Source organism: Stutzerimonas sp. FeSN7 (assembly GCF_030263795.1).
In the GTDB taxonomy this organism is placed as follows: Bacteria; Pseudomonadota; Gammaproteobacteria; order Pseudomonadales; family Pseudomonadaceae; genus Stutzerimonas; species Stutzerimonas stutzeri.
In genome coordinates, this window is record NZ_JARPMN010000001.1 from 948,132 (window position 1) to 963,002 (window position 14,871).

The window sequence follows — 14,871 nt, forward strand, 5'->3', positions numbered from 1 at the left end:
TGCTGGCTAATCGACCCGGCTGGGATGGGGTGCGCGCAGCGCCAGGCCCAGCCAGGTCGCCAGCAGGAACGGCAGGGTCAGGGCCGGCAGCCCCAGTTCGATGCACACCCGCCAGATCGCCACTGCGGCAACCATGCCCAGCAGCGGCAGGCGCCAACCGCCACGCCATTGCACCAGGGCCAGCGCGGCGAGGGCCGGGTTGAAACCGGCCTGGCCGTCCGCCCAGGGTGCGCCGAACAGGCCCGCAGCCAACAACCCCATCGCCGAGCCCGCCAGCAGCCACAGGGCATCGCGCAAGGAGGCCAGGGCCACGGCCGCCAGCAGGCAGACGGCGGCGAGCGGCTGGTGGAGAAAGACCACCTGGCCGATACCCAGCAGCCAGGCGTCGCGCAGCGTCGTTGCGTCGGGTGCGGGGACATCGGGCGATGAAACCGACACCGGCGCGATGCACAACAGCGCGAGCAGGCCGATCAGCACGAAGGGCAGGGTGAAGCCCGGCAGGCCGCCGTTGTGGCGCAGCCGAGCGAGCAGCCAGGCCTGTAGCGGACAGCTGGCCAGCGCCGCCACGCCGACCAGCACCAGGCTGGCGCCTGACAGGCCCAGCTGGGTCACCAGCAGCGCGCCGAGCAGCGCGGCGTTGTAACCGTAGAGACCGTCGTCTCGATCAGCCTGCGGATAGCCGAGCCAGGTGGCGCCGAGGTGAGCGACCAGCACGCCGCTCAAGGCGCCGACGAGCAGTGCCGGGGCGCCACTGGCCAGCGCGAGCATGACCAGCGCTCCGCAGCCGGCATGGCGCTGCAAAAAAATCTGGGCGAAGGCATGCAGCACGGCGCGCAGGTGCGAAGAGTCGGGCATCGGCGAAATCCAGGCGAGCGCAAGGGTGCCGACCCGCAAGGGGGCGACGACCGCTGTCGTGGGGAGGTGGGCCGGGCTTGCGCCCGGCTCCATTCAGGGCAGGACTTCGATGCGCAGCGAGTTGGTGGTACCCGGCTGGCCCAGTGGCACACCGGCGGTGATCAGCACCGTATCGCCGCTCTCGGCCATGCCCTGCGCCCGTGCCAGCTCGACGGCGTGGCCGCTGACCTGCTCCATGTCGCGCATCGGCGCATCCACCACCGAGTACACGCCCCAGGCCACCGTCAGCTTGCGTGCGGTGGCGGTGCTGGGCGTCAGGCTGAGGATCGGCGTGGCCGGCCGCTCGCGCGAGGCGCGCAGGCTGGAACGGCCGGATTCGGTGTAGTTGACCAGCACCGCCACCGGCAGGATGCCGCTGATGCGGCGGATCGCGCAGCTGATGGCATCCGGCAGGGTCGCCTCGGCGTTGGGCCGGTGCACGTCGAGCTGCGCCTGGAAGTCCGGGCCGCTTTCCACCTGGCGGATGATCTTGCTCATCATGCTCACCGCTTCCAGCGGGTAATCGCCGGAGGCGGTTTCAGCCGACAGCATCACCGCGTCCGCACCCTCGGCCACGGCGTTGGCCACGTCGGTGACTTCGGCACGGGTCGGGGCCGGGGCGAAGCGCATGGATTCGAGCATCTGCGTCGCAACCACCACCGGGCGGCCGAGCTGGCGGCAGATGCGCACGATGTTCTTCTGGATGCGCGGCACGTTTTCCGGCGGTACCTCCACGCCCAGGTCGCCACGCGCCACCATGATCGCGTCGGACAGCCTGGCGATCTCGCGCAGGTGCTGCACCGCGGAAGGCTTTTCGATCTTGGCCATGAGGAAGGCCCGCTCGCCGATCAGCTTGCGCGCCTCCTGGATGTCCTGCGGGCGTTGCACGAACGACAGCGCCACCCAGTCCACGCCCAGCTCGAGGCCGAAGGTCAGGTCCTGGCGGTCCTTCGCCGTCAGCGGCGAAAGCTCCAGCACCGCCTCCGGCACGTTCACGCCCTTGCGGTCGGACAGCTCGCCGCCGGCCACCACGCGGGTCTCGATGGCGTCGGCATGGCGCTCGACGACCGTCAGGCGCAGGCGACCATCGTCGATCAGCAGCTGCATGCCCGGTTCCAGCGCCGCGATGATTTCCGGGTGCGGCAGGTTCACGCGCCGGCTGTCGCCCGGTGTCGGGTCCAGGTCCAGGCGAAAGGCCTGGTCACGCTCAAGGCGGACCTTGCCGGCGGCGAAACGGCCGACTCTGAGCTTGGGCCCCTGCAGGTCCATGAGGATGCCGATCGGCTGGTTCAGCTCCTGCTCGACCTGGCGAATCCAGGCGAAGCGCTCGGCGTGGTCGCTGTGCTCGCCGTGGCTGAAGTTCAGGCGGAACAGGTTCACGCCGGCCTCGACCAGTGCGCGCACGTCGTCGACGCTGCGGGTGGCCGGGCCGAGGGTGGCGAGGATCTTGACCTTCTTGTCGTGTGTCATGGCGGTGCTCTGGGGCAGTTGTTGTTCTGATGCGCGCCTGAACGAGGTGGAGGCCGTCAATCCGACGACGGCAGGATCAGGATCGCGCGAAAGTCGTTGACGTTGGTGCGCGTCGGGCCGGTGACGATCAGGCTGTCCAGCGCGGCGAAGTAGCCATAGCCGTCGTTGTCGGCCAGCGAGTCGGCGGCACGCAGGCCCAGCGCCTCGGCGCGGGCAAAGCTGTCCGGGGTCATCAGCGCGCCGGCGTTGTCCTCCGAGCCGTCGATGCCATCGGTGTCGCCGGCCAGGGCGTAAACGCCGGGCAGGCCTTGCAACGCTTCGGTCAGGGCGAGCAGGAACTCGGCATTGCGCCCGCCGCGTCCGTTGCCGCGCACGGTGACGGTGGTCTCGCCGCCGGACAGGATCACGCAGGGCGCGGCGATCGGCTGGCCGTGCAGCACCACCTGGCGGGCGATGCCGGCATGCACCTTGGCCACTTCGCGTGCTTCGCCTTCCAGATCACCGAGGATCAGTGGGGTGATACCGGCGTCACGGGCCGCCTGGGCCGCGGCATCGAGGGACTGCTGCGGCGTGGCGATCAGCTGGAAGTGGCTGCGCGAGAGCATCGGATCGCCCGGCTTGAGGGTTTCCGAGCGCGGATCCTCGAGCCAGGCGCGCACATTGGCTGGCACCTCGATGTGGTAACGCTCGAGAATCGCCAGCGCCTCGGCCGACGTGGTGGGGTCGGCGACGGTGGGGCCGGAGGCGATCACCGTGGCTTCGTCGCCGGGCACGTCGGAGATCGCGTAGGTGTACACGCTGGCCGGCCAGCAGGCTCGGGCCAGGCGGCCGCCCTTGATCGCCGAGAGGTGCTTGCGCACGCAGTTCATCTCGCCGATGTGCGCGCCGGAGCGCAGCAGCGCCTTGTTGATCGCCTGCTTGTCCGCCAGCGAGATGCCTTCGGCCGGCAATGCCAGCAATGACGAGCCGCCGCCGGAGAGCAGGAAGATCACCCGATCGCTTTCCTCGAGGTTGCTGACCAGCTCCAGCACACGGCGGGCGACCCGCTCGCCGGCGTCGTCCGGGACCGGGTGTGCGGCTTCCACCACTTCGATACGCCGGCAGTCGGCGTGGTGTTTGTAGCGGGTCACCACCAGTCCGGACAGTTCACCTTCCCAGACCTTATCGATGGCTTCGGCCATGGCCGCGGCCGCCTTGCCGGCGCCGATGACGATGGCACGGCCGCTGCGGTCTTCGGGCAGATGGTCGGCGAGTACATGGCGCGGATGGGCGGCCTCGATGGCGCTGTCGAACAACTGGCGCAGCAGGGCTTGCGGGTCGAGGGTCATCTGAAGCTCCTTGTATGAGGTCTGCAACCGATTCCAGACCTTAGGGCTCGCCAATGCAAGCGCTAAGGTCTGCAATTGAAATCGACCCGCCCGGCAGTCGGGCCGTGACTCCTTGTGCCGGGCGAATCGAAAAGGTGCCGTCTGGTGACGGCGGTCGGGCTGAGATGCGCAGGTCATGCTGGTCGTGGGGAGACGCGATGATTCCGACCTGACGCACCTCTGGCCCGGCCCTTTGAGCGGCGCTGCGCGGGCGTTGCGATGACCCACCACCCGGTCTGTCTGTCCCTGAAGGTAGGGTCGCTGGCCCATTGCAGCGTGCTCGAAGGCTTTACTCCTTGCGGATCGAGAAGTTGGCCATGTGCTCCAGCCCCTTGATCAGCGCCGAATGGTCCCAGCCGCTGCCGCCGATTGCCGCGCAGGTGCTGAACACCTGCTGGGCATTGGCGGTGTTGGGCAGATTCAGGCCCAGCTCGCGGGCACCGGCCAGGGCGAGGTTGAGGTCCTTCTGGTGCAGGCTGATGCGGAAGCCCGGGTCGAAGGTGCCCTTGATCATGCGCTCGCCGTGCACTTCGAGAATCTTCGAGCCGGCGAAACCGCCCATGAGCGCCTCGCGCACCTTGGCCGGGTCGGCACCGTTGCGTGCGGCGAACAGCAGTGCCTCGGCGACCGCCTGGATGTTCAGCGCGACGATGATCTGGTTGGCCACCTTGGCAGTCTGGCCATCGCCGTTCTCGCCGACACGGGTGATGTTCTTGCCCATCGCCTGGAACAGTGGCAGCGCGCGTTCGAAGGCCGCTTCGCTACCGCCGACCATGATCGACAAGGAGGCCGCCTTGGCGCCGACTTCACCACCGGATACCGGGGCGTCGAGGTATTCAGCGCCGGTGGCCTTGATCTTCTCGGCGAACTGCTTGGTGGCGGTGGGGGAGATCGAACTCATGTCGATCACCACCTTGCCGGCGCCGACGCCGGCGGCCACGCCATCGGCACGGAACAGCACGTCTTCGACCTGCGGGGTGTCGGGCACCATGACGATGATGAACTCGGCTTCCTGGGCGACCTCCTGCGGATTGGCCAGGCCGATGGCGCCGGCTTCGGTCAGTTCGGCCGGTGCCTGGTCGTGGTGCTGGGACAGGAAGATCTGGTGGCCGGCCTTCTGCAGGTTGATTGCCATGGGCTTGCCCATGATGCCGGTGCCGATGAATCCGATTTTAGCCATGAGTGTTCTCCTCGATTCTGTGGTGCAGGCCGCTGTGCGGCCCGCGTTGCTGCCTGGGCGGCGCGCTGTTGATCAGATGGCGTTGTGGCTTTTCAGCCAGCCAAGGCCGGCTTCGGTGGTAGTGGCCGGCTTGTACTCGCAGCCGACCCAGCCCTGGTAGCCGATGCGATCCAGATGCTCGAACAGGAAGCGATAGTTGATCTCGCCGGTGCCTGGCTCGTTGCGTCCGGGGTTGTCCGCCAGCTGGATATGGTTGATCGCCGCCAGGTTGTTCTCGATGGTGCGCGCCAGGTCTCCCTCCATGATCTGCATGTGGTAGATGTCGTACTGCAGGAACAGGTTGGCGTGACCGACCTTGCCGCGGATTTCCTGCGCCTGGGAGGTGTTGTTGAGGAAGAAGCGCGGAATGTCGCGGGTGTTGATCATCTCCATCACCAGGCGGATGCCGGCCTCCTCGAGCTTCTGCGCGGCGTAGCGCAGGTTTTCGATAAAGGTGATTTCCAGCTGGCCGAGATCGGCGCCACGCGGGGCGATGCCGGCCAGGCAGTTGACCTGGGTGTTGCCCAGCACCTTGGCGTAGGCGATGGCCTTGTCCACGCCGGCGCGGAACTCCTCGACCCGCTCCGGCAGGATGGCGATGCCACGTTCGCCGCCGGCCCAGTCACCGGCCGGCAGGTTGAACAGCACCTGGGTCAGCTTGTTGGCATCCAGCTGAGCCTTGATCTGCTCGGCAGGGAAGTCATAGGGGAACAGGTACTCGACACCGGAAAAGCCGGCCTGGGCGGCAGCGGCGAAGCGGTCCATGAAGTCCTGCTCGGTGAACAGCATCGACAGGTTGGCGGCAAAGCGGGGCATGGTTTTCTCCTGATCTGTAGGGATCACATTCGGTTTCGCATTGCGGTGGTGTGGTGGCCACCCTGGGTGTTGCGTTTGCGGTGGATATGCTTCGCGATATCCACCCTACGGTCCGAAGTGTTCGTAGGATGGAGGGCCGCGAAGCGTCTTCCACGCGTCTGGTTACGGTTGAATCAGTCCAGCAATCCAACCGCGGTCGGGGCATCTTCCCGACCTGCGGCCAGCGCCTCGAACTCGTTGATCGCGTCGATCTCGGTGCCCATGGCGATGTTGGTCACCCGCTCGAGGATCACCTCGATCACCACCGGCACGCGGTGTTCGGCCATCCAGGCCTGGGCCTGCTCGATGGCCGGGCGCAGGTCTTCCTGCTTGAACACGCGCAGCGCCTTGCAGCCCAGGCCCTCGACCACCGCGACGTGATCGACGCCGTAGCCTTCCATGCCGCTCTGGTCGGCATTGATGTTCTCGAAGCCCAGCTGCACGCAGTAATCCATGTCGAAGCCGCGCTGCGCCTGGCGGATCAGCCCGAGGTAGGCGTTGTTCACCAGGATGTGCAGGTAGGGCAGCTTGAACTGCGCACCGACGGCCAGTTCCTCGATCATGAACTGGAAGTCGTAGTCGCCGGACAGCGCCACCACCTTGCGCGCCGGGTCCGCGGCAACCACACCGAGCGCCGCCGGAATGGTCCAGCCGAGCGGACCGGCCTGGCCGCAGTTGATCCAGTGGCGCGGCTGGTAGACGTGCAGGAACTGCGCGGCGGCGATCTGCGACAGGCCGATGGTGCTGACGTAGCAGGTGTCCTTGCCGAAGGCGTTGTTCATGCACTGGTACACGCGCTGCGGCTTCATCGGCACGCTGTCGAAGTTGGTCTTGCGCAACATCGTGCGCTTGCGTTCCAGGCAGTCGGCGGCCCAGGCGCGGCGATCCGGCAGACGCCCTTCGGCCTTGCGCGCCTTGGCCACGTCGACGAACAGCTCCAGTGCGGCGCGGGCATCGGAGACGATGCCGTAGTCCGGCGCGAACACCCGACCGATCTGGGTCGGCTCGATGTCGACGTGGACGAAGGTGCGGCCCTTGGTATAGGTCTCCACGGAGCCGGTGTGACGGTTGGCCCAGCGGTTGCCGATGCCGAGCACGAAGTCGGATTCGAGCAGGGTCGCGTTGCCGTAGCGGTGGCTGGTCTGCAGCCCGCACATCCCGGCCATCAGCGGATGGTCGTCGGGGATCGAGCCCCAGCCCATCAGCGTCGGGATCACCGGCACGTCCACGGTCTCGGCGAATTCCACCAGCAAGGCCTCGGCCGCGGCGTTGTAGATGCCGCCACCGGCGACGATCAGCGGGCGCTCGGCGGCGCAGAGCATGTCGATGGCTTTCTCGATCTGCTTGCGGGTTGCCGCCGGCTTATAGACCGGCAGCGGCTCGTAGGTGTCGACGTCGAACTCGATCTCGGCCATCTGCACGTCGAACGGCAGGTCGATCAGCACCGGGCCGGGGCGGCCGGAGCGCATCACGTGGAAGGCCTGCTGGAACACGCGCGGGACCAGTGCCGGCTCGAGTACGGTGACCGCCCACTTGGTGACCGGCTTGGCGATGGACTCGATGTCCACGGCCTGGAAATCTTCCTTGTGCAGGCGGGCACGCGGTGCCTGCCCGGTGATGCAGAGGATCGGAATGGAGTCGGCGGAAGCCGAGTACAGGCCGGTGATCATGTCGGTGCCGGCCGGGCCGGAGGTGCCGATGCACACGCCGATGTTGCCTGGCTTGGCACGGGTATAGCCCTCGGCCATGTGCGAGGCACCCTCGACGTGGCGGGCGAGGATATGACGGATGCCGCCATCGGCCCGCAGGGCGGAATACAGCGGATTGATCGCGGCACCGGGGATGCCGAAGGCGGTGTCGATGCCTTCCTTGCGCAATACCGCGACGGCGGCGTCGATTGCTCTCATGCGGGCCATGGATCACACCTCTTATTCGATAGTTTTTCTACGTGGCTCAAGCATGCCGCCCTGGATTCGCTGGCGGAATTGGTCGAGACTTCAATTCTGTCGATATCAGGAGTATCGAATGGATCGCTATACGACCCTGCGCAGCTTCGTGCTGGTGGCCGACTGCGGCAGCTTCGCCGCGGCTGCGCACAAGGAGAACGTCACCCCGGTGGTGATGGGCCGGCGGCTGGATGCGCTGGAGCGGCATCTGGGTGTGAAGCTGATGCACCGCTCGACGCGCGGGCTGTCATTGACCGATCTGGGTGAGCAGTATCTGGAGCGCGCCCGCGGGCTGCTGAAGGATTTCGATGAGGTGGATGCCAGCATCAGCCACGACCGCACCTCGGTACGTGGCCATCTGGTGGTGTCGGCGCCGGCGGCATTCGGGCGTCGGCATATCGGCCCGCACGCACCGGCGTTCCAGGCGCGCTATCCGGACCTGCAACTGTCGTTCAACTTCACCGACAGCGTGGTCGACCTGGTGCGCCACGGTTACGACATGGGCATTCGCATCGGCGAGGTGACCGACCCCAACTATGTGGCGGTGCGGCTGTTCCCGAACAGGCGGGTGGTCTGCGGCTCGCCCGAGTACTTCGCCCGCCATGGTACGCCGACGACGCTGGAGGAACTGACCGAGCACAACTGCCTGGCTTTCAACCTGCAGGGCGGTCAGCAGCGCGGCTGGACCTTTCTGCGCGACGGTCGGCAGGTGGCCATCCGCGTGGCCGGCAATCTGGACTGCAATGACGGTGAGCTGCTGTTCGACTGGGTCAAGCAGGGCCTGGGCATCGGCTGGCGCTCGACCTGGGAGATCCAGGCCGAGCTCAAGCGCGGCGAGCTGGTCACGGTACTCGACGAGTACGCGCTGCCGGCCTACGACATTCAGGCCGTCTACCCGCAGCAGCGCTACCTGCCGGCCAAGGTGCGTTTCTTCATCGACTACCTGAAGGACATCTACAACGCACCGGGCTACTGGGAAGTGCGCTGAGCGGCTCAGTTGCCGCGGTAGGTGGAGAAGCCGTAGGGGCTCAGCAGCAGCGGGATGTGGTAGTGCTCGACGCTGCCATCGGCTTCGAAGATCACCGGAACTTCGGGGAAAAAGGTGCTGGCCTTTTGCGTGGCGAACCAGTCGCCGGTCTTGAAGGTGACGCGATAGGTGCCTTTCTCCAGCGCCTTGCCTTCCGGGTAGAGCGCGGTGATCCGGCCCTGCGCGTTGGTCTCGCCGCTGTTGAGTGATTTCCAGGCGTCACCCTGACGTTGTTCCAGGGTGACGCGCACATCCGGTGACGGCAGGCCGCTTTCCAGATTGAGCACATGCACGCTGAGCGGATTGCCGGCGGCCAGGGTGAGACCGGACAGGCCGCTGAGCATCAAGCCGGCGGCGATTGAACGTAGTGCTTTCATGGGGTTTTCCTTTTCTTCAGTGGGAGGAGGGCAGCAGTTTTTCGACGGCGGCCATGGCGCAGGCCTCGTCGTTCTTGGCACCGCCGGCACCGGCCACGCCGATGGCACCAATCACCTCGTCGCCGACCTTCAGCGGCACGCCACCGCCGAGCAGCAACAATTCATCCAGCGTGTTGAGGTTGGCGGCATCCGGCGTAGCGGCGGCGCGTTCGGCGAACAGGCGGGTCGGGGTCTTGCTCGACAGCGCGGTGTAGGCCTTGCGCTGCGCCGCGAGGGTGTTGTGCGGGCCGACGTTGTCGTCGCGGCGCAGGGCCACGAGGTTGCCGCCGCGATCCACCACCGCGACCACCGCCGTGCGGTTTTCCGCGTGGCACTGGTCCAGCGTGGCCTGGATCAGGCCGTCGGCCAGGGCCAGCGAGACGTTCTGCTGGGTGATCGGTGCTGGCGTGGCGGCGTTGGCGCTTAGGGCCGGGGTAAGTAATGCCAGCGTCAGCAATGACAGTGTGGCTGCGATACGCATATCGGTTTCCTTGGGTGGCTGAGCTTCGGGGCGCATGGTGCCGATGCCTGCCCGTCAGAACCGTTGCCTGCGCATTACGCTTTTGTAATGGCTCGCAGTGCGCCGACTCCCTAACCTAGCAGGCAGTTGAAGAACTACCTGCGTTGCCATCGCTGCGTTGAAAACAGGCTCAAAATGCTCATTTACCACTTGTAAACTGCGCTTTTTCGCCTCTTTTCGCCTTGCGCTGGCTGCCTCGCTGACGTTCTTCAACGACCTGCGGCGCACATTCAGCGAGGTGATCCGATGCGAATTCTGGTGGTGGAGGACGAGGCCAAGACGGCCGACTACCTCAAGCGTGGTTTGGAGGAGTCCGGCTACCGTGTGGAGGTCGCGCGCAACGGCGTCGACGGCAAACATCTGATCGAGGAGGAGCCGTTCGACCTGGTGATCCTCGACGTCATGCTGCCGGGGCTCGATGGCTGGCAGCTGGTGCAGGTGGTGCGCAAGCGTTCGACGCATACACCGGTGCTGTTCCTCACCGCTCGCGATGCGGTGGAGGACCGTGTGCGTGGGCTGGAACTGGGCGCGGACGACTACCTGGTCAAGCCGTTCTCCTACGCGGAGCTGCTGGCGCGGGTACGCACCCTGCTGCGCCGTGGGCCGCCGCGCGAGGTCGAAAGCTTCCACGTCGCCGACCTGGAGCTGGACCTGCTACGCCGCCGCGTCACCCGTCAGGGCGAGCGCATCAACCTCACCAACAAGGAGTTCGCCTTGCTGCATCTGCTGCTCAGCCGTCAGGGCGAGGTGCTGTCCCGTGCGCAGATCGCTTCGCAGGTCTGGCAGATGAACTTCGACAGCGATACCAATGTGGTCGACGTGGCGATCCGCCGCCTGCGCGCCAAGGTCGACGATCCGTACCCGCTCAAGCTCATCCACACCGTGCGCGGCATGGGCTACGTGCTGGACGTCTCGGCATGAGCCTGCTGCCACGCTCGCTCAGCCTGCGCCTGGCACTGGCCTTCGCCCTCGTCGCGATGGTGCTGCTCGGCGCCATCGGCCTCTACCTGTACCGCTCGCTGGAACGCGAGATCGTCTGGCGCGACGACCAGGCGCTGCTCGGCCGGCTGGAGCGCATGCAGGCGCTGCTGGACGACAGCGCCAGCGTCGACGCGCTGCGCCAGCGGCCGCAGCTGTACGAGAACATGCTGGGCAACCGCGACAGCCTGCTCTGGCTGCTGGATGCCCAGGGGCGCGCGCTGATTGAGATCAACCCGACCCGTCTGGCGATTCCGCCACTGCCGGCCGCCGATCCGGTGGCGCTGCGGGATATCGGCGAGGCGCGTCTGGCCTGGCGACAGCTGCCCGGCGAGGCGGGGCTGACGCTGGTGGCCGGGCGCCTGCTGAGCGAGCGCGAACAGATGCTGGGCGCCTATCGCACCAAGCTGTGGTGGGCGCTGAGTGTCGGCGCGCTGCTGGCATCCGTGCTCGGCTGGTTGATCAGCCGGCGTGCGCTGCGCCCGGTGCGCCGGCTGACGCGTCAGGCCCTGGCGATCGACGTGCAGCACCTGCACCTGCGCCTCGACGACTCGACCGTGCCGAGCGAGCTGGAACCGCTGCGTGCGGCGCTGAACCAGATGCTGGCCCGGCTGGAGCAGGGTTTCGCCCGGCTGTCGCGCTTCAGCGAGGACCTGGCCCACGAGATGCGCACGCCATTGGGCAACCTCATGGGCCAGACCCAGCAACTGCTGCACCGTGCCCGCTCGGTGGAGGATTACCAGGCGCTGCTGGTCTCCAATCAGGAGGAATACGAGCGCCTGGCGCGGATGATCGACAACATGCTGTTTCTCGCGCGTGCCGAGCAGCCGGCGGCGGCTATCGAGCGGCAGCGCTTTGCACTGCCGGCACTGGTCGAGCAACTGTGCGACTACTTCGAAGGCGTCGCCGAGGAGCGCGGCATCCAGCTGCTCGACGAGACCGAGGGCGAGCTGTGCGGCGACCCCGAACTGATCCGCCGGGCGCTGGCCAATCTCGTCGCCAACGCGCTGCGCTACGGCGCGGCCGACAGCCCGGTGCGCATCGTCAGCGCTACCGGGGACGGCTGGCGGCGCGTCAGCGTGATCAACCAGGGCTCGCCCATTGCCCCGGAGCATCTGCCACGCCTGTTCGACCGCTTCTACCGCTGCGACCCTTCCCGCGCCGAGCCGGGCGACTCCGGCGGACTGGGGCTGGCCATCGTACGTTCGATCGCGCAGCTGCATGGCGGCGAGGTGGAGGTGCACAGCGATGCCAGCGCGACCCGCTTCACCCTGTGCTTGCCGGCTGATCCCGACTGACGGCGCCCAAGGACGGATGCCGGCCCGTGAGGTCACAGCTAAGGTGAATATCACCAGCTGAGCAGAGAGGCGCTTGTGGATCGTCTGAAAATCGCCACCTTCAACATCAACGGCATCCGGGCGCGCCTGCCCAACCTGCTCGAATGGCTCGAACGCGAGCAGCCCGACGTGGTCTGCCTGCAGGAACTCAAGGCGCAGGATGCCGACTTCCCCATCGACGACATCCGCGGCGCCGGCTATGGCGCCATCTGGCACGGGCAAAAGTCCTGGAACGGCGTGGCGATCCTCGCCCGTGACAGCGAGCCGCTGGAGATCCGCCGCGGCCTGCCCGGCGACCCGGACGACAGCCACAGCCGCTATCTGGAGGCCGCGGTGCACGGGGTGATCGTCGCCAGCCTCTACCTGCCCAACGGCAACCCGCAGCCCGGGCCGAAGTTCGACTACAAGCTGGCCTGGTTCGAGCGGCTGATCGAGCACGCCGCAGGCTTGCTCGCCAGCGGGCATCCTGTGGTGCTGGCCGGCGACTACAACGTGGTGCCCACTGACGAAGACATCTACAACCCGCGCTCCTGGCGCAAGGATGCGCTGCTGCAGCCGGAAAGCCGCGCGTGCTACGAGCGCCTGCTGGCTCAGGGCTGGACCGATGCCTTGCGCGCCCAGTTTCCGGACGAACCGGTCTATACCTTCTGGGACTATTTCCGTCAGCACTGGCAGAAAAATTCCGGGCTGCGCATCGACCATCTGCTGCTCAGCCCCGATCTTGCGCCGTGCCTGCAGACGGCCGGTGTCGATCGTTGGGTGCGTGGTCAGGAGCACGCCAGCGACCATGCGCCGACCTGGGTCAGCCTGGCGCGCGAGGCGGACTGATGGCCAAGGCGGTCGCGACGTGCGTGTGACCGCTGGAGGTGAGGCTGCGTGGCCGCTGGCTGGCGCGCCGCGGTTGTGGCCGGCCGGTCGTCAGGGCCGGCGGGTTATGTTGCAGGCGTAGACCCCGGAGGTATGGATGCTCGGACATTTGAGGCCGGTTGCGGCCGTTGAGGACCTGATCGACCCGGTTGCCGTGCTGGCGAAGCTCGAAGCCGGCAATGTGCCGATCGGCTCCATGCTGTGCGAGGCGCTGCATGCGGTGCGCAGCCACCTCGGAATGGAAGTCGCGTTTATCGCCGAGTTCAGCGAGGGGGCCCGGGTGTTCCGCCATGTCGATGGGCGGACCGAGCATCTGGTGCTGTGTGTCGGTGACTCCAATCCGCTGGAAGAGAGCTACTGCCAACGCGTCGTCGATGGCCGCCTGCCGGAATTGATCAACGACGCCACCCAGCTGCCTGCGGCGCTGGAGCTGCCGGTAACCCGCGAACTGCCGGTCGGCGCGCACCTGAGTGTGCCGATCCGTTTCAGCGACGGTGGTGTGTACGGCACCTTCTGCTGCTTCAGCACGCGGCCGGATGGCAGCCTGAACGAGCGCGATCTCAACACGCTGCGGCTGTTCGCCGCCTTCGCCGGGCGGCTACTGGAGACTCAGGCGAAAAGCCAGCAGAGCTGCGCCAGCAAGCGCAGCCGGATCGAGAGCGTGCTGGCCGAGCGGAGCTATGGGGTCGTCTACCAGCCCATCGTGCATCTGGTGGAGAACCGCATCGTCGGCCACGAGGCGCTGGCGCGCTTCCGCGCCGACCCGCAGCGCACGCCGGACAAATGGTTCGATGAAGCGGGTCAGGTCGGGCTGCAGAAGGAACTGGAGATCGCCTTGATCGAGGCAGCGCTGCAGGGCTTCGACCGTTTACCGGCCGACAGCTACCTGTCGCTCAATGTTTCGCCCGAAACCATCCTGGCCGGGGCGGTCGGCGAGGTGCTCGCCCGCCAGCCACTGGACCGGCTGATGCTGGAAGTCACCGAACATGCCCTGGTGCAGGACTACGAGCGGCTCGCCGAGGCACTGGAACCGCTGCGCCGCGAGGGCCTGCGGCTCGCCGTGGACGATGCCGGCGCCGGCTACGCGAGCTTCCGCCACATCCTCAAACTCAAGCCGGACGTCATCAAACTCGACGCCAGTCTGATCCGCAACGTCGACAGCGACACCGGCTGTCGCGCCCTGGCCGCGGCGCTGATCCGCTTCGCCGAGGAGACTGGCTGCAAGGTGGTCGCCGAGGGTGTCGAGACGCAGGAAGAGCTGGCGATGCTGCGGCGTTTGGCAGTGAACAAGGCCCAGGGCTATCTGCTCGGCCGACCGTCCGCACTCAGCGCTCGCGTGGCAACGGGCTAAGCGGCTGTTCCGCAGCTGTCTCGGCGTGCCTGCGCCTTCGGGCGGTTTCGCTGAACCTTTATGGTGCGCGGGCAGTCGATTTTTAACACGGGCCATTGCTTTTGGCCCTTCGAGTCGACTTGCCAGGAGGTACAAGATGGATACGAAAGAGACGATTTCCGTGCTCAACGATCTGATAGAGACCTGCAAGGATGGGGAAAAGGGCTTTCTCGAATGTGCCGAGGATCTGCGCGACCCGCAGCTCAAGAGCACCATGAACCAGCGCTCGCGCGATTGCGCCACCGCCGCAGCCGAACTGCAGCAACTGGTGCGCTCGATGGGTGGCGATCCGGAGACCAGCACCAGCCTCTCGGCCGACATGCACCGCCGCTGGGTCGACCTCAAGGCGATGATCACCGGCAAGGACGACGAGGCGATTCTCAACGAATGCGAACGTGGCGAGGACGTGGCGGTGAAGAGCTACCGCAAGGCGCTGGAAAAAGATCTGCCAGCCGAGGTGCGGATCGTTGTGGAACGCCAGTACCAGGGCGTGCAACGCAACCATGATCAGGTCAAGGCACTGCGTGACGCCGCTCGCGCACGCGGCTGATCGCGCGTTACCCGTCTGCACGAAACGCCAGCCCT

14 protein-coding genes are annotated in these 14,871 nt (G+C 66.7%); 6 read left to right on the forward strand and 8 right to left on the reverse strand.

Annotation, left to right across the window (positions count from 1 at the left end; translation table 11 throughout):
• Positions 1-6: 6 nt before the first annotated feature.
• The 6 genes from P5703_RS04310 to gcl all read right to left on the reverse strand — a co-directional run bounded on the left by P5703_RS04310 (position 7) and on the right by gcl (position 7,721).
• Entirely contained in the window at positions 7-855 is an 849-nt protein-coding gene (locus P5703_RS04310; protein ID WP_279641202.1) for an urea transporter, read from the reverse strand.
• A gap of 93 nt (positions 856-948) precedes the next feature.
• The gene (gene pyk, locus P5703_RS04315) at positions 949-2,364 is read right to left on the reverse strand and encodes a pyruvate kinase (protein ID WP_020308775.1); all 1,416 of its coding nucleotides are present in this window, start codon (positions 2,362-2,364) and stop codon (positions 949-951) included.
• Between the two features lie 56 nt (positions 2,365-2,420).
• Positions 2,421-3,692 carry a glycerate kinase type-2 family protein gene (locus P5703_RS04320; RefSeq protein ID WP_285585644.1) on the reverse strand — a complete coding sequence of 424 codons (1,272 nt, stop codon included), beginning with the start codon at positions 3,690-3,692 and terminating at the stop codon, positions 2,421-2,423.
• Between the two features lie 328 nt (positions 3,693-4,020).
• Positions 4,021-4,911, reverse strand: a complete 891-nt coding sequence (locus tag P5703_RS04325; RefSeq protein ID WP_063540043.1) for a 2-hydroxy-3-oxopropionate reductase — start codon at positions 4,909-4,911, stop codon at positions 4,021-4,023.
• Between the two features lie 72 nt (positions 4,912-4,983).
• Positions 4,984-5,766 (reverse strand): hydroxypyruvate isomerase, encoded by a 783-nt coding sequence (gene hyi / locus P5703_RS04330; RefSeq protein ID WP_020308776.1) that lies wholly within the window; start codon positions 5,764-5,766, stop codon positions 4,984-4,986.
• A 173-nt stretch (positions 5,767-5,939) separates the two neighbouring features.
• Entirely contained in the window at positions 5,940-7,721 is a 1,782-nt protein-coding gene (gene gcl / locus P5703_RS04335; protein WP_125871250.1) for a glyoxylate carboligase, read from the reverse strand.
• A gap of 109 nt (positions 7,722-7,830) precedes the next feature.
• Here gcl and P5703_RS04340 point away from each other — a divergent pair, with 109 nt between their 5' ends.
• Entirely contained in the window at positions 7,831-8,739 is a 909-nt protein-coding gene (locus tag P5703_RS04340; protein WP_013983705.1) for a LysR family transcriptional regulator, read from the forward strand.
• Between the two features lie 5 nt (positions 8,740-8,744).
• On the opposite strand, the gene uraH is transcribed toward P5703_RS04340, so the two are convergent.
• Both uraH and P5703_RS04350 read right to left on the reverse strand, forming a co-directional pair.
• Positions 8,745-9,155, reverse strand: coding sequence for a hydroxyisourate hydrolase (uraH, locus tag P5703_RS04345; RefSeq protein ID WP_279641204.1), 411 nt, complete (start codon positions 9,153-9,155; stop codon positions 8,745-8,747).
• Between the two features lie 16 nt (positions 9,156-9,171).
• Positions 9,172-9,675 carry a GlcG/HbpS family heme-binding protein gene (locus tag P5703_RS04350; protein WP_279641205.1) on the reverse strand — a complete coding sequence of 168 codons (504 nt, stop codon included), beginning with the start codon at positions 9,673-9,675 and terminating at the stop codon, positions 9,172-9,174.
• Between the two features lie 285 nt (positions 9,676-9,960).
• On the opposite strand from P5703_RS04350, the gene P5703_RS04355 reads away from it, so the two are divergent.
• The 5 genes from P5703_RS04355 to P5703_RS04375 all read left to right on the forward strand — a co-directional run bounded on the left by P5703_RS04355 (position 9,961) and on the right by P5703_RS04375 (position 14,836).
• Complete coding sequence (locus tag P5703_RS04355; RefSeq protein WP_279641206.1) at positions 9,961-10,635, forward strand: heavy metal response regulator transcription factor; 675 nt, start codon at positions 9,961-9,963, stop codon at positions 10,633-10,635.
• Positions 10,632-11,990, forward strand: coding sequence for a heavy metal sensor histidine kinase (locus P5703_RS04360; protein ID WP_279641207.1), 1,359 nt, complete (start codon positions 10,632-10,634; stop codon positions 11,988-11,990). The genes P5703_RS04355 and P5703_RS04360 overlap by 4 nt, the downstream gene beginning before the upstream one ends.
• Positions 11,991-12,065: 75 nt before the next feature.
• Positions 12,066-12,857 carry an exodeoxyribonuclease III gene (gene xth / locus P5703_RS04365; protein WP_013983700.1) on the forward strand — a complete coding sequence of 264 codons (792 nt, stop codon included), beginning with the start codon at positions 12,066-12,068 and terminating at the stop codon, positions 12,855-12,857.
• 136 nt (positions 12,858-12,993) lie between these two features.
• Entirely contained in the window at positions 12,994-14,247 is a 1,254-nt protein-coding gene (locus tag P5703_RS04370; RefSeq protein ID WP_106442212.1) for a sensor domain-containing phosphodiesterase, read from the forward strand.
• 136 nt (positions 14,248-14,383) lie between these two features.
• Positions 14,384-14,836, forward strand: coding sequence for a PA2169 family four-helix-bundle protein (locus P5703_RS04375; RefSeq protein ID WP_011914196.1), 453 nt, complete (start codon positions 14,384-14,386; stop codon positions 14,834-14,836).
• The last annotated feature ends 35 nt before the right edge of the window (positions 14,837-14,871 follow it).